Below are 24,353 nucleotides of genomic sequence, written 5' to 3'. Positions count from 1 at the left end.
GAGCAGTGGGCGGCGCTTGCCGTCTCCCAGAGTGCCGAGCGGCTCTGATCGGCGGGGGAGGCGGAGGGGAGGCGCACGGAGGGAAGCGAGGGTCGCACGCCAGGGCGCCTTGCCAGACGTCTGCCCCGCAAGTGCTGCTAACAATCGTTCACTTCGTGGGGATTCCGCCGACTCGTATCCTGGGGCGCGTTCCATGGTCGTACGCGCTCCGGAGCCGTGAGCCGGAGTGCGCGCAGGTGTCAGAGAGGTCGCACGGTGACGCAGAGCCGCAGTCCGCAGCAGATCCCGGTCGTCGTCATCGCCGGATTCCTCGGCTCCGGCAAGACGACCTTGTTGAACCATCTCCTGCACCGCAGTGGCGGCAGTCGGATCGGGGCGATCGTCAACGACTTCGGGGCGATCGAGATCGACGCCATGGCCGTGGCCGGCGCGCTGGGCGACTCCACCGTGTCCCTCGGCAACGGCTGTCTGTGCTGCGCCGTCGACGCGAGCGAACTCGACGTGTACCTGGAGCGGCTCGCCCGTCCCGACACCGGCATCGACGTCATCGTGATCGAGGCCAGCGGTCTCGCCGAACCCGAGGAACTGGTGCGGATGGTGCTTGCCAGCGAGCATCCGGGGATCGTGTACGGCGGGCTCGTCGAGGTCGTCGACGCCGCCGAGTTCGACGACACCCGTGCCAAGCACCCCGGGATCGACCGGCATCTCGCCCTCGCCGACCTGGTCGTGGTGAACAAGCTGGACCGGGCCGCCGACGGCGAGCGCGTCCTCGGACTCGTCCGCTCCCTCGTCGACCGTGCCGCGGTCGTGCCCGCCTCGTACGGCCGTGTCGACCCGGAGTTCCTCTTCGACTGCAGGCCGAGCGAGGAGCGCGTCGGGCAGTTGTCCTTCGACGACCTGCACGCGCACGACGCGGGCGAGGCGCATGCCGATCATCTGCACGCCGGCTACGACAACCTCTCCCTCACCTCCGAAACCCCCATGGATCCACGCCGGTTGATGCGATTCCTCGACAGCCGTCCGGAAGGGCTCTACCGGATCAAGGGGTACGTCGACTTCGGCGCCCACGACGCCATGAACCGGTACGCCGTGCACGCCGTCGGCCGGTTCCTGCGCTTCTACCCGGAGGCCTGGGGCGCCGCCGAGGAGCGTCTCACCCAGCTCGTCCTCATCGGCTCCGGCATCCACGCCGACGCCCTCGGCAAGGAGCTGGAGGCGTGCAGGAGCGACGCCTCGCGTGCCGACGAGCATGGCATGTGGGGCGTCCTGCGCTACGTGCGGGATCCGAACGACGCACCGGGGCCCGGGGAAGTGGCCTAGGCCGGGTCCAAGCGTCGTTGTTCGACTGCAGCGCCGTCGTGGCTGGTCGCGCAGTTCCCCGCGCCCCTTCAGGGCGCGGCGAACAGCGCCGGACCTCAGCGAAGCCGCTTACACAGGGCCCGCCACCACGCCCACCGTCTTCGGCAGGGAGACGCCCGAGCCGTCGCGGCGCGGGTCCATCTCCGGCAGCTCGGCCGGCATGCCGTTCTTCTGGGCGGCCTTCGCCGGGACCGGGCCCGCCCAGGCGAAGGACAGGCAGTCCTCGCCCTTCAGGAACCGCTGGCAGCGCACACCGCCCGTGGCGCGGCCCTTGCGCGGGTACTGGTCGAACGGGGTCAGCTTGGCCGTCGTCTGGACGGAGTCGTCCAGCGTGCCGCGCGAGCCCGCGACCGTGAAGACCACCGCGTCCGCCGACGGGTCCACCGCCGTGAACGAGATCACCTTCGTGCCCTCGGCGAGCTTGATGCCCGCCATACCGCCCGCCGGACGGCCCTGCGGACGCACCTGCGAGGCCTGGTAGCGCAGCAGCTGGGCGTCGTCGGTGATGAAGACCAGGTCCTCCTCGCCGGTGCGCAGCTCGACCGCGCCGACGATCCGGTCGCCCTCCTTGAGGGTGATGACCTCCAGCTCCTCCTTGTTGGACGGATAGTCGGGCACCACCCGCTTGACCACGCCCTGTTCCGTGCCGAGCGCCAGACCCGGCGACGACTCGTCGAGCGTGATGAGGCAGACCAGCGTCTCGTCGCCCTCCAGGGAGACGAACTCCGACAGCGGGGCACCGCCCGCGAGGTTCGGCGCCGCGGCCGTCTCCGGCAGCTGCGGCAGGTCCACGACGTTGATCCGCAGCAGCCGGCCCGCCGAGGTGACCGCGCCGATCTCCCCGCGCGCGGTGGCCGGCACCGCCGAGACGATCACATCGTGCTTGGCGCGCTTGCCGTCGCCGTCACCGGCGAAGGGCTCGCTGTTCGCCGTACGGGCCAGCAGGCCCGTCGACGACAGCAGGACCCGGCACGGGTCGTCCGCGACCTGCAGCGGTACGGCGGCCGCCGGCGCGCCGGACGACTCCAGCAGGACCGTACGCCGCTCGGTGCCGAACTTCTTGGCCACCGCGGCCAGTTCGGACGAGACCAGCTTGCGGAGCTCCGCGTCCGAGTCCAGGATCCGCGTCAGCTCCGCGATCTCCGCGTTGAGCCGCTCCTTCTCCGCCTCCAGCTCGATGCGGTCGAACTTGGTGAGACGGCGCAGCGGAGTGTCGAGGATGTACTGCGTCTGGACCTCCGACAGCGAGAAGCGCTCCATCAGGCGCTCCTTGGCCTGCGCGCTGTTCTCGCTGGAGCGGATCAGCCGGATGACCTCGTCGATGTCGACGAGCGCCGTCAGCAGGCCCTCCACCAGGTGCAGCCGGTCGCGGCGCTTGCCGCGGCGGAACTCGCTGCGCCGGCGGACCACGTCGAAGCGGTGGTCGAGATAGACCTCCAGGAGCTCCTTGAGGCCCAGTGTCAGCGGCTGGCCGTCCACCAGCGCGACATTGTTGATGCCGAAGGACTCCTCCATCGGCGTCAGCTTGTAGAGCTGCTCCAGGACCGCCTCTGGCACGAAGCCGTTCTTGATCTCGATCACCAGGCGCAGGCCGTGCTCACGGTCGGTGAGGTCCTTGACGTCGGCGATGCCCTGGATCTTCTTCGAACCGACCAGGTCCTTGATCTTGGCGATGACCTTCTCGGGGCCGACCGTGAACGGCAGCTCCGTGACGACCAGGCCCTTGCGGCGGGCCGTCACCGTCTCCACCGCGACCGTGGCGCGGATCTTGAAGGTGCCGCGCCCCGTCTCGTAGGCGTCGCGGACGCCGGACAGACCGACGATCCGGCCGCCGGTGGGCAGGTCCGGGCCCGGGACGAACTTCATCAGGGTGTCCAGATCCGCGTTGGGATAACGGATCAGATGACGGGCGGCCGCGACGACCTCGCCCAGGTTGTGCGGCGGCATGTTCGTGGCCATGCCGACCGCGATCCCGGACGCGCCGTTGACCAGCAGGTTCGGGAAGGCGGCGGGCAGCGCCACCGGCTCCTGCTCCTGGCCGTCGTAGTTCGGCGCGAAGTCGACCGTGTCCTCGTCGATCGACTCGGTCATCAGGCTCGTCGCCTCGGCCTGGCGGCACTCGGTGTACCGCATGGCGGCCGGCGGGTCGTCGTTGCCCAGGGAGCCGAAGTTGCCGTGGCCGTCGACCAGCGGCACGCGCATGGAGAACGGCTGCGCCATGCGCACCAGGGCGTCGTAGATCGACGAGTCGCCGTGCGGATGGAGCTTGCCCATGACCTCGCCGACCACGCGCGCGCACTTCACGTAGCCGCGGTCGGGGCGCAGGCCCATCTCGTTCATCTGGTAGACGATCCGGCGGTGCACCGGCTTGAGGCCGTCGCGGGCGTCGGGCAGGGCTCGGGAGTAGATGACCGAGTACGCGTACTCCAGGAAGGAGCCCTGCATCTCGTCGACGACGTCGATGTCGAGGATCCGCTCCTCGTACGAGTCGTCGGGCGGCGGGGTCTTCGTGCTGCGGCGGGCCATCGCTGCCGGCTCCTTGCTGAGGCGTGTGACGGAATCTGACGCGGTCCATTGTGGACCGTGGCACTGACAAGACGGGCCCAGGACTTAAGCCCTCTCGTGATTGCCCGCAGGGTACGTCATGTCCGTTCCGGCCCGGCGCCCCGGATTCTCGCTCTCGGCGTACGTCGTCCGGGAACTTCGCCGACCCACCGCACGCTTGCATACAGTGACAGGACCGGCAGGAAACGCGCGGTTTCCACGACCGCGTCCGCGATCGGAAGGACGTACATGCCCATGGGTCACACGGCCACAGACCAGGCAGGCACCGGGGGCCTGACAGCGACCGAGCACCGCCTGGCCAACGGCCTTCGCGTGGTGCTCTCCGAGGACCACCTGACCCCCGTCGCGGCGGTGTGCCTCTGGTACGACGTCGGCTCCCGTCACGAAGTCAAGGGCCGTACCGGCCTGGCTCACCTTTTCGAGCACCTCATGTTCCAGGGCTCCGCCCAGGTCAAGGGCAACGGCCACTTCGAGCTGGTCCAGGGCGCCGGCGGCTCCCTCAACGGCACCACCAGCTTCGAGCGCACCAACTACTTCGAGACCATGCCCGCCCACCAGCTGGAGCTCGCCCTCTGGCTGGAGGCCGACCGCATGGGCTCCCTGCTCGCCGCCCTGGACGACGAGTCCATGGAGAACCAGCGCGACGTCGTGAAGAACGAACGCCGCCAGCGCTACGACAACGTGCCCTACGGCACCGCCTTCGAGAAGCTGACCGCCCTCGCCTACCCGGACGGCCACCCCTACCACCACACGCCGATCGGCTCGATGGCCGACCTGGACGCGGCCACCCTGGAGGACGCGCGCGCGTTCTTCCGCACGTACTACGCGCCCAACAACGCCGTCCTGTCCGTCGTCGGCGACATCGACCCCGAGCAGACCCTCGCCTGGATCGAGAAGTACTTCGGCTCCATCGCCTCGCACGACGGCAAGCCCGAGCCGCGCGACGGCACCCTGCCCGACGTCATCGGCGACCAGCTGCGCGAGGTCGTCGAGGAGGAGGTTCCGGCCCGCGCCCTGATGGCCGCCTACCGCCTGCCGAACGACGGCACGCGCGCGTGCGACGCGGTCGACCTGGCGCTCACCGTGCTGGGCGGCGGCGAGTCCTCCCGTCTGTACAACCGGCTGGTGCGCCGTGACCGTACGGCCGTCGCCGCCGGCTTCGGGCTGCTGCGGCTCGCCGGGGCGCCCTCCCTGGGCTGGCTGGACGTGAAGACGTCCGGGGACGTCGAGGTGCCCGTCATCGAGGCCGCCATCGACGAGGAGCTCGCCCGGTTCGCCGAGGAGGGCCCCACGGCCGAGGAAATGGAGCGCGCCCAGGCCCAGTTGGAGCGCGAGTGGCTCGACCGGCTCGGCACCGTCGCGGGCCGCGCCGACGAACTGTGCCGGTTCGCCGTCCTGTTCGGCGACCCGCAGCTCGCCCTCACCGCCGTCCAGCGCGTCCTGGACATCACGTCCGAGGAGGTGCGGGAGGTCGCCAAGGCCCGCCTGCGCCCCGACAACCGCGCGGTCCTCGTCTACGAGCCGACCGCCCCCGAAGCCCCCGCCGACCAGGACGAGAACGAGGAGGCGGCCCAGTGACGGAGCTCGCCACGATGGACTTCCACCCCCAGCCCCGGGCGGGCGAGGCCAGGCCGTGGGCGTTCCCGGCGCCCGAACGCGGCACGCTGGACAACGGCCTGACCGTCCTGCACTGCCACCGCCCCGGCCAGCAGGTCGTCGCCGTCGAGGTCCTCCTCGACGCGCCCCTGGACGCCGAACCGGCCGGCCTGGACGGCGTCGCCACGATCATGGCGCGCGCGTTCTCCGAGGGCACCGACCAGCACTCCGCCGAGGAGTTCGCCGCCGAGCTGGAGCGCTGCGGCGCCACCCTCGACGCGCACGCCGACCACCCCGGCGTCCGGCTCAGCCTGGAGGTGCCCGCCTCCCGGCTGCCCAAGGCGCTCGGCCTGCTCGCCGACGCCCTGCGCGCGCCCGCCTTCGCCGACAGCGAGGTCGAGCGCCTCGTCCACAACCGTCTGGACGAGATCCCGCACGAGCTGGCCAACCCCTCCCGCCGCGCCGCCAAGGAGCTCTCCAAGGAGCTGTTCCCGGCGACCGCGCGCATGTCGCGGCCCCGCCAGGGCACCGCGGAGACCGTCGAGAAGATCGACTCCGCCGCCGTGCGGGCCTTCTACGAGCGGCACGTCCGGCCGGCCACGTCCACGGCGGTGGTTGTCGGCGACCTCACGGGCGTCGACCTGGCCGCGCTCCTCGGAGAGACCCTGGGCGCCTGGACGGGCACCCCGGCCCAGCAGCGGCCCGTGCCGCCGGTGACCGCCGACGACACCGGCCGCGTCGTCATCGTGGACCGCCCCGGAGCCGTCCAGACGCAGCTGCTCATCGGCCGGATCGGCGCCGACCGGCACGCGCGCGTGTGGGCCGCCCAGGTCCTCGGCACGTACTGCCTCGGCGGCACTCTCACCTCCCGCCTGGACCGCGTCCTGCGCGAGGAGAAGGGCTACACGTACGGGGTGCGCGCGTTCGGGCAGGTCCTGCGCTCCGCCCCCGACGGCTCGGGCGCGGCGATGCTCGCCATCAGCGGCTCCGTCGACACACCGAACACCGGTCCTGCCCTGGACGACCTGTGGAAGGTGCTGCGCACCCTCGCCGCCGAGGGCCTGACCGACGCCGAGCGCGACGTCGCCGTGCAGAACCTGGTGGGTGTGGCGCCGCTGAAGTACGAGACCGCGGCGGCCGTCGCGAGCACGCTGGCCGACCAGGTCGAGCAATCCCTGCCCGACGACTACCAGGCCACGCTGTACCAGCAGCTCGCCGCGACCGGCACGGTCGAGGCCACCGCGGCGGCCGTGAGCGCCTTCCCGGTGGACCGTCTGGTGACCGTCCTCGTCGGTGACGCCGCTCAGATCAAGGAGCCCGTGGAGGCGCTCGGCATCGGCGAAGTGACCGTCGTCGCCGCCGAGTAGGCGCCGGGAGGCACGGACGTGTTGCGGCCCCGGGTGACAGAGGTGTCCTCCCGGGGGCTGTACCGGGGGCCGCAGGATGTCCGAATTGGGGCGGAGGTTGCCTGTCTGCCGTGTGGCGTGCGCTACAAAAGCCGTGATCCGTTTGAGGATTGATAACGGTCCCGCATACCGTCGGCCCGGCTGTTCGTCAGGCAGTGCGCCGCATCCGCGGCACCGGACAGTCATCGCCGAGTCCCCGTACGGCGCGAGCCAGGGGAGCCGGGGACCCATATCAGTCCCTGGGGTGAATCGGGCGCCCGCGCGTGAGCGAGGGGGTCCGTAGGAGACCTTCCTGCTCCGAACCCGTCAGCTAACCCGGTAGGCGAGAAGGAAGGAAAGGACCGCTCGTCTTGGCGTACACCTGCGCCACCGGGAAGCATCGCCGGCCCAGCCGGATGCAGCGCACCTCCGTCCGCGCGGCGGGTTTCGCGGCGCTGACCACCACCGGTGTCATGGCCACCGTCGCCTCCACCCCGGCTCTCGCCGCGGAGCCGACCCCCGAGCAGACCGGGCTGATCCCCGTCGTCGCCGCTGGTGAGGCCGTCGCCGACCAGGTCGACGACCAGGTCGCCCTGCAGAAGAAGGCCGCCTTCGAGGAGGCCGCGCGTGAGGCCGCCGCCAAGAAGGCCGCGGAGGAGCGCGAGGCACGCGTGCGTGCCGCCCGCGAGGCCGAGCGCAAGCGTCTGAACGCCTTCGTGCTGCCGATCACCGGCTCCTACGTCTCCACCGGCTATCACGCGAGCAGCTCCCTGTGGTCCTCCGGCAGTCACACCGGCATCGACTTCCACGCCGCCAGCGGCACGTCCGTGCACGCGGTCGGCCTGGGCACCGTCGTCGAGGCGGGCTGGGGCGGGTCGTACGGCAACCAGGTCGTCATCAAGATGAACGACGGCACGTACACCCAGTACGGCCACCTGTCCTCCATCGGCGTCTCGGTGGGCCAGCAGGTCACCCCTGGGCAGCAGATCGGCCTGTCTGGCGCGACCGGCAACGTCACCGGCGCGCATCTGCACTTCGAGGCCCGTACGACGGCGGAGTACGGCTCCGACATCGACCCGCTCGCCTACCTCCGCCAGCACGGCGTCACCATCTGACGGCACCCGGCGACGTCTGACGGCACCCGGCGACGGCCCGTCCCGAGCCCCGGCCCACGCGGCCGGGGCTTTCGCCGTTTTCGGCACCTCGCTGTCCAAAAAATATCCCTGGATTCCGGCCCGCCGTCGGAAATTCCGGCTCATTGCAATAGAGTCACGGAACACACGTCAATCGGCGGCGCTCGGCGACGTTTCACGGGGATTAAGGCGGAGGTCGGTATGCGTATTCCGGCGCACTCGGTGTGCACGGCCATCCGGGACGACATCGTCGCCGGTGTCTACGAGCGCGGCGGCCGCCTCACCGAGGAACTCCTCGCCCGCCGCTACGGCGTTTCCCGGGTCCCCGTCCGGGAGGCACTGCGCACCCTGGAGGCCGAGGGCTTCGTCGTGACCCGGCGGCACGCGGGCGCGTGTGTCGCGGAACCGACCGAGCAGGAGGCGGCCGACCTGCTGGAGATGCGCATGCTCCTGGAGCCGCTCGGTGCCGCCCGGGCCGCCCAGCGGCGCACCGAGGCCCACCTGAAGGTGCTGCGCGGACTCGTCCGGCTGGGCCAGGAGCGGGCCAGGAGGGGCAACAGCGAGGATCTGCGCTCCCTGGGCGGCTGGTTCCACGAGACGCTCGCCCAGGCCTCCGGAAGCCACGCCCTGACGTCCATGCTCACCCAGCTGCGCCACAAGATCGCCTGGATGTACGCGGTGGAGGCGCCCGCCAACCCCGTGGAGTCCTGGGCGGAGCACGGCGCGATCGTGGACGCGGTGGCGCGGGGCGACCAGGAGCGGGCGCGGACGGTCACGGCGCTGCACACCGAGCGCGCGAGCGCCGCCCACCGGCTGCGTTTCGTCGGCGGCGCGGACCGCGCCGACCGTGTGAGGACTTCGCAACCTCCCGTAAACATGACGGGTCTGCGTCATTAACACGGGAGCCGTATACAAAGAAGAGATATTCGGCGGAGAGGTATTTCCGCTGCCCTTTTCCGTGCGCGCCCGGAATTCTCGGTGGCGCGCATTCGGTGTGCCCGGCCCCGGGTTTCCGGTTATGCCGCCGGTAATGTCGCGGAGCAGCCGCGGAGCAGCCGCGGAGCGAGCGTGGAAGTGAGCGCGGAAGCCAGCGCTGAATCAGGCGTGAAAAAACGGCGGGGCCGCGCCACCCCGAGGGTGACGCGGCCCCGCGTGTGACTCAGACGGTCTCGGGGAGCTCCTCGAGACCCTCGGCGACCAGCTTCGCCAGCCGGTCCAGGGCGATGTCCGCGCCCTCGGCGTCGGAGGCGAGGACGATCTCCTCGCCCCCCTTCGCGCCGAGGCCGAGGACGGCCAGCATGGAGGCCGCGTTGACGGGGGTGCCGTCGGCCTTGGAGATCGTCACCGGGACGCCTGCGGCCGTGGCGGCTCGGACGAAGATGGAAGCGGGGCGGGCGTGGAGGCCCTCGGCCCAGCCGACGTTGACGCGGCGCTCAGCCATGTGTTGCTGCCCTTCGGTTCTCAGGTTGTCTAGACCGGTGTTGTCTAGACCAGTGTTCCACACGTGAAGCCGGTGAGGAACGGGCCGAACGTCCCGTTCCTCTGGCGGTCGCCGGATCGCGGCCTCGATCCTGCTTCCGTCCTCCACAGACTGCCTCGCGCCGTTGTCGTACGCGAGCCGTACTCTGGGCCCCATGCAGAGCGCCTCGGACCGGCACGAGTACCCCGCCCACTGGGAAGCCGACGTGGTGCTGCGCGACGGCGGCACCGCGCGCATCCGCCCCATCACCGTCGATGACGCCGAGCGCCTGGTCAGCTTCTACGAGCAGGTCTCGGACGAGTCGAAGTACTACCGCTTCTTCGCGCCCTACCCGCGACTGTCCGCGAAGGACGTCCACCGCTTCACGCACCACGACTTTGTGGACAGGGTGGGACTCGCGGCCACGGTCGGCGGCGAGTTCATCGCAACCGTACGCTATGACCGCATTGGTGCCGACGGTATGGCCGCCTCCGCGCCCGCCGACGAGGCCGAGGTCGCCTTCCTCGTCCAGGACGCCCACCAGGGGCGCGGCGTCGCCTCCGCCCTTCTCGAACACATCGCGGCCGTCGCGCGGGAGCGGGGCATCCGCCGCTTCGCCGCCGAGGTGCTGCCCGCCAACACCAAGATGATCAAGGTGTTCACGGACGCCGGCTACACCCAGCAGCGCAGCTTCGAGGACGGCGTGGTCCGCCTGGAGTTCGACCTCGAACCCACCGAACGCTCCCTGGCGGTGCAGCGCGCGCGGGAGCAGCGCGCCGAGTCCCACTCCGTACGACGGCTGCTGGCGCCCGGCTCGGTCGCCGTCGTCGGCACCGGGCGCGCCCCCGGCGGCGTCGGCCGCAGCGTCCTCGGCAACCTCCGCGAGGCCGGCTTCACCGGCCCCCTGTACGCCGTGAACCGGGCGTTCCCCGAAGACCTCAAGGAGATCGACGGGGTCCCCGCACACCGCTCCGTCCGCGACATCGCCGGCCCCGTCGACCTCGCGATCGTCGCCGTCCCCGCCGACCTCGTGCCCGAGGTCGTCACCGAGTGCGGCGAACACGGCGTCCAGGGCCTCGTCGTCCTCTCCGCCGGATACGCCGAGAGCGGCCCCGACGGCCGCGAACGCCAGCGCGCCCTCGTCCGGCACGCACGCGCGTACGGCATGCGGATCATCGGCCCCAACGCCTTCGGCGTCATCAACACCTCCCCGCAGGTGCGGCTCAACGCCTCGCTCGCCCCCGAGATGCCGCGCCCCGGCCGCATCGGACTGTTCGCCCAGTCCGGCGCCATCGGCATCGCCCTGCTGTCCCGGCTGGACCGGCGCGGCGGCGGCGTCACCGGTGTCACCGGCGTCTCCACCTTCGTCTCCTCCGGCAACCGCGCGGACGTCTCCGGCAACGACGTCCTGCAGTACTGGTACGACGACCCGGACACCGACGTCGCCCTCATGTACCTGGAGTCCATCGGCAACCCCCGCAAGTTCACCCGCCTCGCGCGGCGCACGGCGGCGGCCAAGCCACTGGTCGTCGTCCAGGGCTCCGGCTCCGCCCCGCAGGGCCACGCCGTCCGCGCGACCCGGCTTCCGCGCGCCACCGTGTCGGCGCTACTGCGCCAGGCCGGCGTGATCCGCGTCGACACCATCACCGAGCTGGTCGACGCGGGCCTGCTGCTCGCCCGCCAGCCCCTGCCGACCGGACCCCGCGTGGCGATCCTCGGCAACTCCGAGTCGCTGGGCCTGCTCACCTACGACGCCTGCCTCTCCGAGGGCCTGCGCCCGCTGCCGCCGCTGGACCTGACGACCGAGGCCTCGGCGGAGGACTTCCACGCGGCGCTCGCGCGGGCCCTGGCCGACGAGACCTGCGACGCGGTCGTGGTGACGGCGATCCCGGCGATCGGCGAGACCTCGCCCAGTGACGCCGCCCTCGCGGAGGCGCTGCGCTCGGCGGCCGCCGCGGCCCCCGCCAAGCCGGTCCTCGTCGTCCACGTGGAACTGGGCGGCCTCGCCGCCGCGCTGTCCGCCGCGACCAGCACCGCGCCCCGCGCCGGAGCGGGTGCCGGAGCGGGCGCACGCACGCGTGGCGCGACGCCGCCACAGCCCGGCGCCGCCCCCGAGGGAACCGCCCCCGAGGGAACCACCCCCGAGGGAACGGCCGCTGCGGTGGCGGCCCCCGAGGGCGCCCACCTCATCCCCGCCTACCCCGCCGCCGAGCGGGCCGTACGCGCCCTCGCCGAAGCCGTGAAGTACGCGCAGTGGCGGCGCGAGGCCGCCGAACCCGGCAAGGTGCCCGAGTACGAGGACATCGACGAGAAGGGCGCCGCCCGGCTGATCAACGGGCTCCTCGCGCGTGGGCAGGGCCTCACCCTGGGCACCGAGGAGACCTGCGAGCTGCTCGGCCACTACGGCATCCACCCCCGCCGGGCCACCCCCGCGCCCGCCCCCGACGACGCGGCCCGCGCCGCGGGCACCCTCGGCTACCCCGTCGCCCTCAAGGCCACCGCCCCGCACCTGCGCCACCGCGCCGACCTGGGCGGCGTCCGCCTCGACCTCGCCGACGAGGAGCAACTGCGGCGGGCGTACGCCGAGTTGACCGAGCTGTTCGGAAAGCCGGAGGAGATCCGTCCGGTCGTCCAGGCGATGGCCCCGCGCGGGGTCGACACGGTCGTCCGCGCGGTCATCGACCCGGCGGCCGGGGCCGTACTGTCCTTCGGGCTCGCCGGGGCGGCCTCCCAACTGCTCGGCGACATGGCCCACCGCCTGGTGCCGGTCACCGACCGCGACGCGACCTCCCTGATCCGCTCGATCCGTACGGCCCCCCTGCTCTTCGGCTGGCGCGGCGCCGCCCCGGCCGACACCCCCGCCCTGGAGGAACTGCTCCTGCGCGTATCCCGCCTGGTCGACGACCACCCGGAGGTCGTGGCGGTCACCCTGGAACCGGTCGTCGTCGCCCGCCACGGCGTCAGCGTCCTGGGCGCCTCGGTCCGCCTCGCCCCGCCCCCGGCCCGCGACGACCTCGGCCCGCGGACCCTGCCGGCCTACTGACGCCTCCGGCGGACCCGCGCCGCCCCGGACCGAGCCCTCGCGAGCGGTGCCTCGCAGTCAGTGGGTCCCCGTAGGATGGACCGCATGGCCAAGACCAGTACGACGACCCAGGGGCTGCGCGCGGCGATCGAGCGCAGCGGCTACTACCCGGCCCTCGTGGCCGAGGCGGTGGAGGCCGCCGTGGGCGGCGAGCCCATCCGGTCGTACCTGGTCCACCAGGAGACCACGTTCGACCAGAACGAGGTGCGCCGGCACGTGACCGTGCTGGTCCTCACCGGCAACCGCTTCATCGTCAGCCACACCGACGAGCAGGCCGCCGACACCACCTCCCCGACGCCGTACGCCACGACGTCCACGGAGTCGGTGAAGCTCGGCCGGATCTCCTCGGTCGTCGTCAGCCGCGTCGTCGCGAACCCGGAGTCGTACACACCGGGCACCCTGCCGCGCGAGGTCGTGCTGACCATCGGCTGGGGCGCCGTCTCCCGGATCGACCTGGAGCCGGCCGCCTGCGGCGACCCCAACTGCGACGCCGACCACGGCTACACGGGCAACTCGACCGCCGACGACCTCAGCCTGCGCGTCAGCGAGGCCGGCGACGGCCCGGACACGGTGCGCCAGGCGCTCGCCTTCGCCCAGGCGCTCTCCGAGGCCACCGCGGACACCGCCCGCTGATGGCCGCCCCCGCCTCCTGGGACCACCCCGAACCCCTCGCCGTCTCCACCGCCCCCGTCCCGGAGTACGGCACCGGCTCCCTCGCCGACCTGCTGCCCACGCTGGCCGCCGGCATGGGCGTACCCGGAATGACGGCGGCGATCGAGGAGCTGACCCCGGCCGACCGCAACTGCGTCTTCCTGATAGACGGCCTCGGCTGGGAGCAGATCAAGGACCACCCGGACGAGGCGCCGTATCTGCACAGCCTCCTCGGCGGCTCGCGCGGCGGCACCGGACGTCCCCTCACCGCCGGCTACCCGGCGACCACCGCGACCTCCCTCGCCTCCGTCGGCACCGGCCTCCCGCCCGGCGCCCACGGCCTGCCCGGCTACACCGTGCGCAACCCGGCCACCGGCGAGCTGATGAACCAGCTGCGCTGGCAGCCCTGGACCTCGCCGCACGCCTGGCAGCCGTACCCCACGGTCTTCCAGCTCGCCGACGCGGCCGGTGTGCATGCCGCGCAGGTCTCGTCGCCCGCCTTCCAGAACACCCCGCTGACCAAGGTCGCGCTCAGCGGCGGCACCTTCCACGGGCGGCTCACCGGCGAGGAGCGCATGGACCTCGCCGCCGAGCAGCTCGCCGCCGGCGACCGCTCCCTCGTCTACACGTACTACGCCGAACTGGACGGCGCGGGCCATCGCTACGGCGTCGCCTCCGACACCTGGCGCGGCCAGCTCATGTACGTCGACCGGCTGGTCCAGCGCCTGGCCGAGCAACTGCCCCCGCGCAGCGCGCTCTACGTCACCGCCGACCACGGCATGGTCGACGTCCCCTTCGACGAGCAGCACCGCATCGACTTCGACGAGGACTGGGAGCTCCGCGCCGGAGTCGCCCTCCTCGGCGGCGAGGGCCGCGCCCGGCACGTCTACGCCGTCCCCGGCGCCGAGGACGACGTGCTGACCTGCTGGCGCGAGGTGCTCGGCGAGCAGTTCTGGGTGGCGTCACGGGACGAGGCGATCGCCGCGGGCTGGTTCGGGCCGCAGCTGGACGAACGCGTGTACCCCCGTCTCGGCGATGTGATCGCGGCCGCCCGCGACGACGTCCTGATCATCGCCTCCGAGCGGGAGCCCAAGGAGTCGGCCATGGTCGGCAACCACGGCTCGATGACCCCTGCCGAGCAGCTCGTCCCCCTGCTCGAAGTACGCTCCTGACGCCCGCACATCCCCCTCTCCACCGAAAGGTGTCCCACTCACCATGCCCGAGCTGGTGTTCTTCTCCGGAACCATGGACTGCGGGAAGTCGACGCTGGCTCTGCAGATCGAGCACAACCGCTCCGCGCGCGGGCTGCAGGGCATGATCTTCACCCGCGACGACCGTGCGGGACAGGGCAAGCTGTCCTCCCGTCTGGGCCTGGTCACCGACGCGGTCGAGGTCGTGGACGGCCAGGACCTGTACACGTACCTCGTCGACCACCTCTCGCAGGGCGGCCGTGCGGACTATGTGATCGCGGACGAGGCGCAGTTCCTCGCCGAGGAGCAGATCGACCAGCTCGCGCGTGTGGTCGACGATCTCGGCATCGACGTCTACGCCTTCGGCATCACCACCGACTTCCGCTCCAAGCTGTTCCCCGGCTCCCAGCGGCTCGTCGAACTCGCCGACCGCGTCGAGGTCCTCCAGGTCGAGGCGCTCTGCTGGTGCGGCGCCCGCGCCACCCACAACGCCCGCACGGTCGGCGGCGTCATGGTCGTCGAGGGCGCCCAGGTCGTCGTCGGCGACGTCAACCAGGCGGACACCGTCGGCTACGAGGTCCTGTGCCGCCGGCATCACCGCCGCCGTATGACGAGCGCCTCCGCACGCGCGGGCGCGCTCTCGCCGGACGTCCTGCCGGTTTCTCCCTACTGAGGTCGTCGGACAGCACCAGTTCCGCACCCGGCGCCACACTGAACCGCTCCGGGGCCGATGGAGTCTCCGGACGGTCCCGGAGCGGTTCAGCGGAACTCCACGGTGCTCTGCGTCCACCTGGGCGGCCGGCCCGCACCGCGTCGGCTCCCTACGCCGCTGCTCGCCGCTCGCCGGTCCGCGCGCGCCGCCCGAGCACATACCCGGCCTGGAGCCGCGTCCTGGCGCCCAGGGCGTCCATGAGATCCGCGATCCGCCGCTGGCAGGTCCGCAGGGAGATGCCCAGACGGCGGGCGATCACCTTGTCCTCGAGACCGTTCAGCAGCATGCGCTCGATGGAATCGTCGATCAGCGCGGAGGCCGAGCGCGCGCTGTCGTGGTCGTAGCTGCCGTCGAACGGCCGCGCCTGGTCCCACGCGCCGTCGAGCGTGCGCCACAGTGCGGCGACCACGGACGGTTCACGCACCACGCTGAGTCCCGGTCCCTCGCCGACCGGGACCACGGCGACCTCCGCGTCGACGACCAGCAGCCACGCCGGCGAGGAGGCGGCCGTACGCACTTCTCCTCCGTGCGTGTACAGGGCCTCGGCCCGCTCGCGCACCCGTACGTCGAACCGGGCGGCCTCCGGCAGCAGCACCCGGAGCAGTTCGGGTCGGGTCCCCGCGTACCTCGGCCACGGGCCGCGTTCCGGGTCCGCGGGCTCGTGCCAGGGGTCCTCGGCGGGCAGGGACAGCAGGATCTCCCGCTCGGCCCCGGCGGTGACCGTGGAGAGGACTCCCCCGGCCGCCGAGGGGTCCTCGAACCGCTGGACCTGCGGCGGCCATGCCTCGTCCACGAGATTGGCCCGGTACAGCGGCAGCAGACTGTGCATCTGCTGCCGCAGCCGCTCCAGTTCGTTCTGCCGCTGCTGCAGGGCCTCGTCGTGCGCCGCCAGCAACTGCACGGACGCGGTCAGCGGATTGACGGCCACGTACGCGTAGGTGCAGCCGTGCACCAGGTGCAGCAGCCGCAGCCGGCCCAGGTCCTCGATGGCGTCCGCGGCCTCCGCCTCGGAGAGGCCGAGGTCTCGTACGCAGCGCCCTATGTCGACCCAGTCGCTGCGTAAGGCGAGCGTGTACACCTCACTGGCCGCTGTGCCTGCCCGCGGTACGTCCGGCAGGATGGATATGTCATCGATGGACATGATGTGTCTCCCCTTCGTATTCGTGCCTGACGCAAGTCGACGGCTGCCCGTCGAGTCGCCCCCGATCGATTCTTCAACGGGAGCGGGGCGCGCGCCGAACCACGGCGCGCCGTCTTCGTCAATATGCAACAACCGGGCAACACAAGCCGCTCGAGCCATAGGGGATGCATGAGCCACCGTCAGTCCGTAAGCCCTTTACCAGGCCTTTGGTCCGATCTGAGTCCCATCACGGCCCTGCCGGTGACAGCCGAGGAGCAACGCACGGGCAACGTGCTGGGGCGGATCAGCTTCGCCGACGCCCCGGCCGCGCCCGGACTCGACGACGGCATCCCGCGTCTGACCACCCACATGGCGAACGAACTCGTCCCTTCCGTCCAGGAGATCTGGCGGACCGACCGCCCCGTGCGGGCCGGTGCCGCCGGTGATGCCGTCTTCGCCGAGGACGGCGAGCACCTCTTCTACGCGGCACGCCTGGGCCCGCGGCCGGTCTACCGGGACGCGGTGCGCGAACTCTACGAGAACGCCCTGCGGTTGACCTGGGAGCGCGGCTACACCGACCTGGCCCGCATGTGGAACCTCATCGGCGGCATCACCAGCCCGAACGCGGACGGCCTGGAGATCTACCGCGACTTCTGCATAGGCAGGGCGGAGGCCTTCGCCGCCTTCGCCGAACAGTTCCCGCAACTGCCGGCCGCCACCGGAATCGGCACGCTCAGCCCCGGCGTCGACCTCTGCTTCCTCGCCGCGAAGCCCGGCCGCGCCGTACACCTGGAGAACCCCCGGCAGACGCCGGCCTACAAGTACCCCTCCGCCTACGGGCCGAAGTCGCCGAGCTTCGCCCGGGCGACCTTCCTGAGGGACCTCGAAACCCCTGGCGCCGGCCGCCTCCTCGTTTCGGGCACCGCCAGCATCCTCGGCGACGACACGGTGCACCTCGACAACGTTGCCCGGCAGACCGAGGAGACCCTCCGCAACATCGAGGCCCTCGTCGGCAGCGACAACCTCCGCCGGCACGGCGTGGACGGCGTCGGCTACGACGTCAAGGACCTCGACCAGGTCAAGGTCTACGTGCGCGACGCCGAGGACCTCCCCGTGGTGAAGGGCATCTGCGAGTCGGCGTTCCCCCGCGAGACCGACATCGCGTACTTCAACGTCGCCGTCTGCCGGCCCGACCTGCTGGTGGAGATCGAGGGAGTGTGCTCGTGACCGACATCCTTGCGCAACCCCGGGCCGTCCCCACCCCGGCCGACGCCAACCTGGCCGCCCGCCTGGAGCAACTCGCCGAGGACAAGGGCTGGTCGGAACGGACCGCCTACCTCCAGGGCACCCACCGCTACTCCTACTCAGAGGTGTACGACCGCGTACGGCGCACCGCCGGAGCCCTCCGGGCACTGGGCGTCGGCCGCGGGGACCGGGTGCTGCTGGCGCTTCCGGACAGTGTCACCTTCGTGGTGACCTTCCTGGCCGTCCTGCGGATCGGCGCGGTGGCCGTACCGGTGAACACCTTCTTCCACGCGGACGAACTGCGCTCCAGCGAGGAGATCGCCGAGGCATCGCTCGTCGTCTCCGACGCCGCGCTGCGGGAGGAGTTCCGCGGCCGGACGGTGACACCGCGGGACCTCACGGAGGCGGAGGACGACTCGACCGGCGCCGCCGAGCCGGTGCCGTCCGACGCCCCCGCCTTCGCCGTGTTCACCTCGGGCACGACGGGCGCTCCCCGCCTGTGCTTCCACGACCACGGCGACGCGCTCCACTTCGACCGGGCCATCGGCGGCGTCCTCTCTCTCCGCCAGGGCGAGGTGAGTTACTCCGTGTCGCGGATGTACTTCGCCTACGGCCTGGGCAACTCGGTCCTCCTGCCGCTGCAACGCGGCGCCTCGGTCGTACTGACACCCGAGCGCGCCGACGAGACGATCGCCCTGTCGGTCCTGCGACGCCACGGCGTGAGCGTCCTCTACGCCCAACCCAGCTTCTACGCCCGGCTGCTGGCCCACCCCGACGCGGGCGCCCTGGGCCGACTGCGGCTGGCACTCGTCGCCGGGGAGACCCTGCCCCGGCCGCTGGAGGACCGGCTGCGCCGCATCCTCGGACCGCGCCTGCTGAACATCTGCGGTACGAGCGAGATCGGCCACGCCGTCCTGGCCAACGGCCCCGAGGAGATCCACCCCTACAGCCTGGGCCGCGTCCTGTCCCCGTACCGGGTGCGGGTGGTCGACGACGCGGACGAGCCCGTACCGGCCGGCGAGGTCGGACGGCTGCAGATCTCCGGTCCGACCATCGGCCCGGGCGTGCGGCGCGGCAGCCTGCCGCCGCACCGGCTGGACTCGCAGGAGTGGTTCACCACCGGCGACTCCGCCCGCCTCGACGAGGACGGCCTGGTGTGGCTGTTCGGACGGGTGGACGACATCGAGATCGTCGCCGGCGCCAACGTCCACCCCACCGAGGTGGAGGATCTGATCACCGGTATCGCCGGGATACGGGAGGCCGCGGTGGTCGCGGTGCGCCGGCCCGGTGGGATGACGAGCCTGCGGGCCTATGTCGTCACCGAGCCGGGAACGGGCCGCGCCTCCCTGGTCAAGGCGGTCCGCTCGACCGCCGAGACCGCGTTGACCTGGTACAAGGTCCCCGAGGACGTCGAGTTCGTCGACGCCCTGCCCCGTAACAGCACAGGGAAGATCCTCCGCCGGGTCCTGCGCGGATGGACCGAGGAGGTATCCGATGGCAAGGACTGAGACGCCCGCCGTCGCCGCGAAGATCCCGCCCGCCGCGACCGCCGCCGCACTGCTCACCATGGTGCTGTGGGCCTCCGCGTTCGTGGCGATCCGGCACGTCGGCGAGAGTGTGCGCCCCGGCTCCCTGGCACTGGGCCGTCTGCTCGTCGGATCCCTCGCGCTCCTCGCCGTCGTGGCCGTGCGGCGCGAGGGACTGCCGCCGCGCGCCGCGTGGCCCGGCATCGCCGGCATGGGCGTGTTCTGGTTCGGGCTGTACATGGTGGCACTCAACTGGGGCGAGCAGCACACCGACGCGGGCACGGCCGCCCTCCTCGTCGGCACCGGCCCGCTGCTGGTGGCGCTGCTCGCGGGTTTCCTGCTGCACGAGGGCTTCCCGCGCCCGCTGCTGGCCGGCCTCGTGGTGGCCTTCGCCGGCGCGGCGCTGGCGGGCGCCTCCAGCGGGGGCGGGGACACGGCCGTCGCGGGTGTACTGCTCTGCCTGGCCGCGTCGGCCGGGCACGCGGTGGGTGTCATCTTCCAGAAGCCCGCGCTCTCCCACGCCTCGCCCTTGCAGGTCACCGCCTACGCATCGGCGATCGGTGCCGTCGCCTGTCTGCCCTTCGCCGGCCAGCTCGTCAGTGACCTCGGCGACGCCTCGGCAGGCAGTTGGGCGGGGGTCGTGTACCTCGGGCTCCTGCCGACCGCGCTCGCGTTCTGGACCTGGTCGTACGCCCTCTCACACATGCCGGCGGGGCGCCTGGGAGCGGTGACGTACATCGTCCCGGCCCTGACCGTGGTGCTGGCCTGGCCCACGCTGGGGGAGTTCCCGTCGGCGCTCGCACTGGCCGGTGGCGTGCTGTGCCTCGTGGGAGTGGGCGTCTCCCGTCGCCCCTCGCGGACCGAGCTCGCCTCCGATCCGTCGTCCGCCGAGTCCGAACCTCCGGAGGAGGCACGGGTGGGGCAGACGACGGACGCTTCCGGGCCGACGCGCGAAAAGGACTGACAACAGGACAGGTGGTCATGGGGCGGACCGAGGGCCGGTTCGCCCGGCCCGCACTCCGCCGGCCTCCTCATCCGGTACGGTCTGCTGAAGCCCGTACCACCGGTTGCGCGGCAGATGGTGGACGGTCAACCAAAAGTGGACGGTCAACCAAAAGGACGCCGGCTCTGCAGATCGAGCACAACCGTTCCGCGCGCGGACTGCGGGGCATGATCTTCACCCGCGACGACCGTGCGGGCCAGGGCAAGCTGTCCTCCCGTCCGGGCCTGGTCACCGACGCGGTCGAGGTCCTCCAGGTCGTCGTCGGCGACGTCAACCAGGCGGACACCGTCGGCTACGAGGTCCTGTGTCGCGCGCACCGTCGCAGCCGGTTCTCTCCTCCTGCCGGGCGAGGCGCCGGCCAGGAGGCCCGCCGGGACCGGACGAAGCCGTTCGTCGGCGCCTCCGAGTCGGGTGGGACACCTGGCAATGGTATGGCCGACGCGCGAGATCTGCGTACGGCACTCCTCGCCCACGCGCTGACCGACAGCCGCCGCAAGGCCGCCGTTTCCGAGGCAAGGAAGACGGCCTCCTCGTCGGCTATGCGCCGCTGACGGAGAACCTCCAGAAAGCCATCGTTGAGTACACCGAGGCCGACCCGTGCGACCGCACCCTCGGCCAGGACGTCGAACCGCGCGCTGGACGAACTACGCAACGAGTGCGACATCCTCACCGGCATCGTGCGCGGCTTCGCCTGGAGGCCCTGCTCGACCGTCCCGGCCCTATGGCCAAGTGCGGCCGACAAGTGGTGATTGAGTCTCAGCGACACGCCGTGTATGCGGCGTGTCGCTGAGACTGAGCGCACACTTGGCTTCGCCCGCCGACCGGTCAGATGCGACGCTTGGCAGAGGCCGGCCCGACGAACTCCGCCCACGCCTGCCGCCGCCCGAACTCCTCGCGCTCCAGCCCCGGCCTCCTCCTCCGGTCGCCGCGCGGCCCCGTCGTCGTTGTCCCAGCCGTCCCCGAGACTCACGACCACCGCACCCACGCCGCCGTTCTCACGCGCCCCGGGAACCGCCTCGGCCCCCGCCGTCGCGCCCTTGCGCTCCGCCATGTCCATCACCGCCTCCTTGCCGAGGGCACTGTCGTCGGCATGACGACGAAACCCGCAAACCCCACCAGCACCATCCAACCCGCCATCTCCTGCGCTTCCTTGAAGTCAGCCCGCACCTTCGAGATGCGGTTCACCTCCACGCCCCGCGGAGCCCGCCTCGCGGCCGTCCGTCTGGACGAGTGGGGGATCCCGTACGGCACCGGCCCGCACGAGGCGATCGTGCTGATCCTCGTGTCGCACCTCGCGACCCGCTGGGACTGGCAGCCACGACAGCGCGCTGCCGCTGCCGCTGCCCCAGCTCACCGACGGCGTGAAGAGCCGTATCCGTGAGGCACTCGGCGACTCCGAAGACGGCGCGGGGGAGTCCCACACCCTCGCCGGGCCCGTCTACCCGGGGAGCGCCCGAACCACACCGTCCGCTGGCGCAACCTGCACCGGGGCGAGACGACCGCCGTCGAGGTGAGGCTGACCTGTCATACGTCGGCCCCGGCAACCTGATCAACGGCAAGCCGTCCGAGATGTACGACAACATCGCCGCGATCCTCGGACTCGAGCACGACGACCGGGCGTTCAAGGCCCTTGTGACGATGGAGGGGATGGAGGGGGTGGAGAGGACGGAGGGGAAGGGCGGCCGTTCCGACTACGCCGTGCTCGACGCCCTGATGCCGGTGTGTCCACGGCCGACGAGGGCCGGCTGCGGGAGGCGCGGCTGGCGGCCGCCGGGTGGAGGGGGATTCCCCCGTGTGGCGGACGGCCCCGCTCCCCCGCCGTCGGCCGGCAGGGGAGCGGGGCGGGTCGCCAGGGGTGTCCTCATTCCCACCAGTTGAGGCTGCTGATGGGGGAGATGGCGGAGTAGCTCTCGATCTGCGACCAGGAGAACGCGTACTTGTTGAAGACGGCCTCGCTCGGGATCCAGCGGAAGCCGTACCAGGCGTCCCAGATGTAGACCCGGGGGCTGCTGGTCGTCTTGGCGAGGAACCCGCCCGACAACTCATAGGCCGTGGACCAGCCGCAGTCCGCGAAGACACTGCTGCCGACGATGCTGATGCCGTTCCAGCTGTCCCACAGGTCGAAGTAGACCGTCTCGTTGGGGATGTAGTACAGGACGCTGCCCGGGCCGACCAGGTACACGCGCGGGTTGGAGGCCGTCTTGATCCGCTGTCCCGGTGTCGGGCACGCGGCGGCCGTGGACAGCGGGGCCGAGTCCTCCGCTGCCGTCGGCAGCCCCGACAGGTCGTCGGTCGCCTTCACCAGCACCGGTTGGGCGGCTTCGGTGGCCGCGGAGGACGCAGCCGAGGTGCCGGCGGTGGCCAGCGAGAGGCACAGTCCCACTGCCAGGGCGAGCCATATGCGCTGAATCAGGTTTTTCACGGGCGGTCGTCTCCCTCTTGCGATGATGCGGACAGGGCGTCTGCCCGGTGACGGAGCGGTCCCCCGCACCTCTCCGTCACCGGGCCAGGCCGACGCTGGCAGCAGGCTCGGGAGCCTGGCAACGAATCACCGCCCGGTGGGATGCTGGGACGCTGAAACACACGGGGACCAGGTACGTCCGTCGATCTGCTGGGACGTCGGTGGGACGGGCGCCGGGGTGAGGACGGAGGGGGAGTCGGGCATGGCGGGGCAACTCGTGGAGTTCGAGGAGTTCGCGGCCTGTCTACGGGCGCTCAAGGAACGGGCGGGCCTCAGCTACGGCGCGCTGGCCAAGAAGACCGGAATCAGTAGTTCCAGTCTGCATCGGTACTGCTCCGGCTCGTACGTTCCGCAGGACTACGGGTCGGCACACCACTTCGCCACGGCCTGCGGGGCGTCACGGGAGGAACTGCGCCGATTACACCGACTCTGGGCGCTGGCGGACGCCGGCCGGGAGACCGTCCGCGACCCGGCTCCGGCCCCGGACCGCGACCCGGCCCCGGCTCGGGCCCCGGCCCCAGACCCGGCGCCCGAGCCGACCCCGGACCCTGCCGTGGAACCCGCTCCAGCCACGTCCCCACCCGCGCCCGCCCTACGTGCACCCGCCCCACCCGCACCCGCTCAAACCGCCCCGGCCCCAGCTGCCCCCACCACAACGTCCCCGCCCACCACCGCCCGCGGCCCGCGATCCCCTTGGCGTCACAGAAGGGCGCTCGTTCTCGGTGTGATCGCACTCGCCCTGGCGCTGGCCACCGCATGGGGGGTGGTGACGGCGTCCGGCACCGGATCCGCCCTCGGCGGCGGCGCGGCCGACGGCGAACGGCTGCTGTTCTCGACGGCGTGCACCGGGCCCTTGAGCATGGGCCGGCGCGGCACGTGTGTACGGGAGGTGCAGCGGCTCCTGCGCCGTGCCGGGGCCGAAGTGGACATCGACGGCGAATTCGGCCCACAGACCCTGCGTCGCGTGACCGCCTTCCAGGTGCTGTCGCGCATCGGCGCCGACGGGGTGGTCGACGAGGAAACGAAGAAGGCGCTTTACGCACCGGGGATCCGGATGGACACCTGGGCACGGGAGAAGGTCGGGCAGCGGGTCCGTGAGGTGTTCGGTGGGGCCGCCGAGCGGGCGGTCGCCGTCGCCGTCTGTCAGTCGTCCCTCGACCCGCTGCACATCGTGTCGAACGCCGACGGCACCAGGAACTGGGGTGTCTTCCAGCTCTCCGACATCGCCCTGCGGAAGTCGGGCGGCACACCCCGCGACGCGGTCGATCCGGAGTGGAACATCCAGGCCGCCCACCGCCTGTGGAGCCGTACGAAGGATTTCAGAGCCTGGCCGTACTGCGATGGTGCGGCCTCTCCCGAAGCCGTCGAACCCGGCTCGGTGAAGACGTCCGACGGCCGGCTGGTGCCGCCGACGCAGAGCGCCTCCTCGGCCGCCTGTCCGGCACCGGGGCAGCGGTTCAAGCTGGCCGCCCACAACCGGGTGTACCTGGTCGGCCCGGGCAGCAGCCTGTACTACATCCCCGACGAAACCGTCTACTTCAATCTGTGGGACAGCTGGGACGGCGTCGTCACGCTCAGCGGCGAGGTCTTCGTGGACTGCAACTGGCCCAAGGCCTACGCCCTGACGGGCGCGTTCCTGGCCAGGACGGGCAGCGGCGCCCGGATCTACATCTGGGACGCCTGGTACGGCTACCGCTTGATCCCGGACGGTAGGGCCTTCGACGCGTACGGGTTCTCCAGGCCGAAGATCCAGACGCGGTCCTCCCTCTCCCCCGCCGACAGCGACCGCAGGTGGCAGTGAGCGAGTGACTGACACTTGAGTCTGCGACAACTACCCTCGCAAGAGGAAGCGTTGCGTGTCTCAAC

19 protein-coding genes, 2 pseudogenes and 1 riboswitch are annotated in these 24,353 nt (G+C 71.7%); of the genes and pseudogenes, 17 read left to right on the top strand and 4 right to left on the bottom strand.

Annotated elements, in window-relative coordinates; translation table 11 throughout:
• Positions 1 to 255: 255 nt before the first annotated feature.
• Entirely contained in the window at positions 256 to 1,320 is a 1,065-nt protein-coding gene (locus ACLZN2_RS17050) for a CobW family GTP-binding protein (RefSeq protein WP_416979320.1), read from the top strand.
• 108 nt (positions 1,321 to 1,428) lie between these two features.
• On the opposite strand, the gene ACLZN2_RS17045 is transcribed toward ACLZN2_RS17050, so the two are convergent.
• Positions 1,429 to 3,885 (bottom strand): DNA gyrase/topoisomerase IV subunit A, encoded by a 2,457-nt coding sequence (locus ACLZN2_RS17045; RefSeq protein ID WP_416979319.1) that lies wholly within the window; start codon positions 3,883 to 3,885, stop codon positions 1,429 to 1,431.
• A gap of 267 nt (positions 3,886 to 4,152) precedes the next feature.
• Here ACLZN2_RS17045 and ACLZN2_RS17040 point away from each other — a divergent pair, with 267 nt between their 5' ends.
• The 4 genes from ACLZN2_RS17040 (at position 4,153) to ACLZN2_RS17025 (ending at position 8,935) form a co-directional block, all read left to right on the top strand.
• The gene (locus ACLZN2_RS17040; RefSeq protein WP_416979318.1) at positions 4,153 to 5,502 is read left to right on the top strand and encodes a M16 family metallopeptidase; all 1,350 of its coding nucleotides are present in this window, start codon (positions 4,153 to 4,155) and stop codon (positions 5,500 to 5,502) included.
• Positions 5,499 to 6,887, top strand: coding sequence for a M16 family metallopeptidase (locus tag ACLZN2_RS17035; RefSeq protein WP_416979317.1), 1,389 nt, complete (start codon positions 5,499 to 5,501; stop codon positions 6,885 to 6,887). The genes ACLZN2_RS17040 and ACLZN2_RS17035 overlap by 4 nt, the downstream gene beginning before the upstream one ends.
• Positions 6,888 to 7,102: 215 nt before the next feature.
• A riboswitch (cyclic di-AMP (ydaO/yuaA leader) is annotated at positions 7,103 to 7,265 on the top strand.
• Between the two features lie 11 nt (positions 7,266 to 7,276).
• Positions 7,277 to 8,020: a M23 family metallopeptidase gene (locus tag ACLZN2_RS17030; RefSeq protein WP_416979316.1), complete on the top strand. Its 744-nt coding sequence runs from the start codon at positions 7,277 to 7,279 to the stop codon at positions 8,018 to 8,020.
• 219 nt (positions 8,021 to 8,239) lie between these two features.
• Positions 8,240 to 8,935, top strand: a complete 696-nt coding sequence (locus ACLZN2_RS17025) for a GntR family transcriptional regulator (protein WP_416979315.1) — start codon at positions 8,240 to 8,242, stop codon at positions 8,933 to 8,935.
• Positions 8,936 to 9,197: 262 nt separating this feature from the next.
• On the opposite strand, the gene ACLZN2_RS17020 is transcribed toward ACLZN2_RS17025, so the two are convergent.
• Positions 9,198 to 9,479 (bottom strand): HPr family phosphocarrier protein, encoded by a 282-nt coding sequence (locus ACLZN2_RS17020; RefSeq protein WP_416979314.1) that lies wholly within the window; start codon positions 9,477 to 9,479, stop codon positions 9,198 to 9,200.
• Positions 9,480 to 9,672: 193 nt separating this feature from the next.
• On the opposite strand from ACLZN2_RS17020, the gene ACLZN2_RS17015 reads away from it, so the two are divergent.
• The 4 genes from ACLZN2_RS17015 to ACLZN2_RS17000 all read left to right on the top strand — a co-directional run bounded on the left by ACLZN2_RS17015 (position 9,673) and on the right by ACLZN2_RS17000 (position 15,093).
• Positions 9,673 to 12,540 (top strand): GNAT family N-acetyltransferase, encoded by a 2,868-nt coding sequence (locus ACLZN2_RS17015; protein ID WP_416979313.1) that lies wholly within the window; start codon positions 9,673 to 9,675, stop codon positions 12,538 to 12,540.
• Between the two features lie 75 nt (positions 12,541 to 12,615).
• Positions 12,616 to 13,212 carry a DUF5998 family protein gene (locus ACLZN2_RS17010; RefSeq protein ID WP_416979312.1) on the top strand — a complete coding sequence of 199 codons (597 nt, stop codon included), beginning with the start codon at positions 12,616 to 12,618 and terminating at the stop codon, positions 13,210 to 13,212.
• Entirely contained in the window at positions 13,212 to 14,402 is a 1,191-nt protein-coding gene (locus ACLZN2_RS17005; RefSeq protein ID WP_416979311.1) for an alkaline phosphatase family protein, read from the top strand. The genes ACLZN2_RS17010 and ACLZN2_RS17005 overlap by 1 nt, the downstream gene beginning before the upstream one ends.
• 43 nt (positions 14,403 to 14,445) lie before the next feature.
• Positions 14,446 to 15,093 (top strand): thymidine kinase, encoded by a 648-nt coding sequence (locus ACLZN2_RS17000; protein ID WP_416979310.1) that lies wholly within the window; start codon positions 14,446 to 14,448, stop codon positions 15,091 to 15,093.
• Positions 15,094 to 15,241: 148 nt separating this feature from the next.
• Here the strand turns inward: ACLZN2_RS17000 and ACLZN2_RS16995 are convergent, their stop codons facing one another.
• Complete coding sequence (locus tag ACLZN2_RS16995) at positions 15,242 to 16,273, bottom strand: LuxR family transcriptional regulator (protein WP_416979309.1); 1,032 nt, start codon at positions 16,271 to 16,273, stop codon at positions 15,242 to 15,244.
• Positions 16,274 to 16,513: 240 nt separating this feature from the next.
• Between ACLZN2_RS16995 and ACLZN2_RS16990 the strand changes: the two genes are divergently transcribed.
• The 6 genes and pseudogenes from ACLZN2_RS16990 to ACLZN2_RS16965 all read left to right on the top strand — a co-directional run bounded on the left by ACLZN2_RS16990 (position 16,514) and on the right by ACLZN2_RS16965 (position 21,904).
• A complete protein-coding gene (locus ACLZN2_RS16990) occupies positions 16,514 to 17,479 on the top strand; it encodes an FkbO/Hyg5 family chorismatase (RefSeq protein WP_416979308.1) in 966 nt (321 codons plus the stop codon).
• Complete coding sequence (locus ACLZN2_RS16985) at positions 17,476 to 19,005, top strand: class I adenylate-forming enzyme family protein (RefSeq protein ID WP_416979307.1); 1,530 nt, start codon at positions 17,476 to 17,478, stop codon at positions 19,003 to 19,005. The genes ACLZN2_RS16990 and ACLZN2_RS16985 overlap by 4 nt, the downstream gene beginning before the upstream one ends.
• A complete protein-coding gene (locus tag ACLZN2_RS16980) occupies positions 18,992 to 19,987 on the top strand; it encodes a DMT family transporter (protein ID WP_416979306.1) in 996 nt (331 codons plus the stop codon). Before ACLZN2_RS16985 ends, ACLZN2_RS16980 begins: the two co-directional genes overlap by 14 nt.
• 164 nt (positions 19,988 to 20,151) lie before the next feature.
• A pseudogene (locus tag ACLZN2_RS16975) lies at positions 20,152 to 20,274 on the top strand (thymidine kinase); the annotation flags it as partial.
• Positions 20,275 to 21,116: 842 nt separating this feature from the next.
• The gene (locus tag ACLZN2_RS16970) at positions 21,117 to 21,407 is read left to right on the top strand and encodes a hypothetical protein (protein ID WP_416979305.1); all 291 of its coding nucleotides are present in this window, start codon (positions 21,117 to 21,119) and stop codon (positions 21,405 to 21,407) included.
• A gap of 188 nt (positions 21,408 to 21,595) precedes the next feature.
• On the top strand, positions 21,596 to 21,904 hold the full coding sequence (locus ACLZN2_RS16965) for a hypothetical protein (RefSeq protein ID WP_416979304.1): 309 nt from the start codon (positions 21,596 to 21,598) through the stop codon (positions 21,902 to 21,904).
• Here ACLZN2_RS16965 and ACLZN2_RS16960 read toward each other — a convergent pair.
• Positions 21,888 to 22,448, bottom strand: a complete 561-nt coding sequence (locus tag ACLZN2_RS16960) for a hypothetical protein (protein ID WP_416979303.1) — start codon at positions 22,446 to 22,448, stop codon at positions 21,888 to 21,890. The genes ACLZN2_RS16965 and ACLZN2_RS16960 overlap by 17 nt on opposite strands.
• A gap of 22 nt (positions 22,449 to 22,470) precedes the next feature.
• On the opposite strand from ACLZN2_RS16960, the pseudogene ACLZN2_RS16955 reads away from it, so the two are divergent.
• Both ACLZN2_RS16955 and ACLZN2_RS16950 read left to right on the top strand, forming a co-directional pair.
• Positions 22,471 to 22,896: pseudogene (locus tag ACLZN2_RS16955) on the top strand (helix-turn-helix domain-containing protein); the annotation flags it as partial.
• 315 nt (positions 22,897 to 23,211) lie between these two features.
• Positions 23,212 to 24,288: a peptidoglycan-binding domain-containing protein gene (locus ACLZN2_RS16950; RefSeq protein WP_416979336.1), complete on the top strand. Its 1,077-nt coding sequence runs from the start codon at positions 23,212 to 23,214 to the stop codon at positions 24,286 to 24,288.
• The last annotated feature ends 65 nt before the right edge of the window (positions 24,289 to 24,353 follow it).

This window comes from Streptomyces sp. T028 (assembly GCF_048159505.1).
GTDB lineage: Bacteria > Actinomycetota > Actinomycetes > Streptomycetales > Streptomycetaceae > Streptomyces.
The sequence above is the reverse complement of the archived record's forward strand: the minus strand, read 5'-3'. Positions and strand labels throughout refer to the sequence as shown.

Excerpts from the sequence above, each read along its gene's own strand:
- ACLZN2_RS17045 (WP_416979319.1), bottom strand. The coding sequence starts at position 3,885 with ATGGCCCGCCGCAGCACGAAGACCCCGCCGCCCGACGACTCGTACGAG.
- ACLZN2_RS17040 (WP_416979318.1), top strand. The coding sequence starts at position 4,153 with ATGCCCATGGGTCACACGGCCACAGACCAGGCAGGCACCGGGGGCCTG.
- ACLZN2_RS17025 (WP_416979315.1), top strand. The coding sequence starts at position 8,240 with ATGCGTATTCCGGCGCACTCGGTGTGCACGGCCATCCGGGACGACATC.
- ACLZN2_RS17020 (WP_416979314.1), bottom strand. The coding sequence starts at position 9,479 with ATGGCTGAGCGCCGCGTCAACGTCGGCTGGGCCGAGGGCCTCCACGCC.
- ACLZN2_RS17015 (WP_416979313.1), top strand. The coding sequence starts at position 9,673 with ATGCAGAGCGCCTCGGACCGGCACGAGTACCCCGCCCACTGGGAAGCC.
- ACLZN2_RS17010 (WP_416979312.1), top strand. The coding sequence starts at position 12,616 with ATGGACCGCATGGCCAAGACCAGTACGACGACCCAGGGGCTGCGCGCG.
- ACLZN2_RS17005 (WP_416979311.1), top strand. The coding sequence starts at position 13,212 with ATGGCCGCCCCCGCCTCCTGGGACCACCCCGAACCCCTCGCCGTCTCC.
- ACLZN2_RS17000 (WP_416979310.1), top strand. The coding sequence starts at position 14,446 with ATGCCCGAGCTGGTGTTCTTCTCCGGAACCATGGACTGCGGGAAGTCG.
- ACLZN2_RS16995 (WP_416979309.1), bottom strand. The coding sequence starts at position 16,273 with ATGTCCATCGATGACATATCCATCCTGCCGGACGTACCGCGGGCAGGC.
- ACLZN2_RS16980 (WP_416979306.1), top strand. The coding sequence starts at position 18,992 with ATGGCAAGGACTGAGACGCCCGCCGTCGCCGCGAAGATCCCGCCCGCC.
- ACLZN2_RS16970 (WP_416979305.1), top strand. The coding sequence starts at position 21,117 with ATGACGACGAAACCCGCAAACCCCACCAGCACCATCCAACCCGCCATC.
- ACLZN2_RS16965 (WP_416979304.1), top strand. The coding sequence starts at position 21,596 with ATGTACGACAACATCGCCGCGATCCTCGGACTCGAGCACGACGACCGG.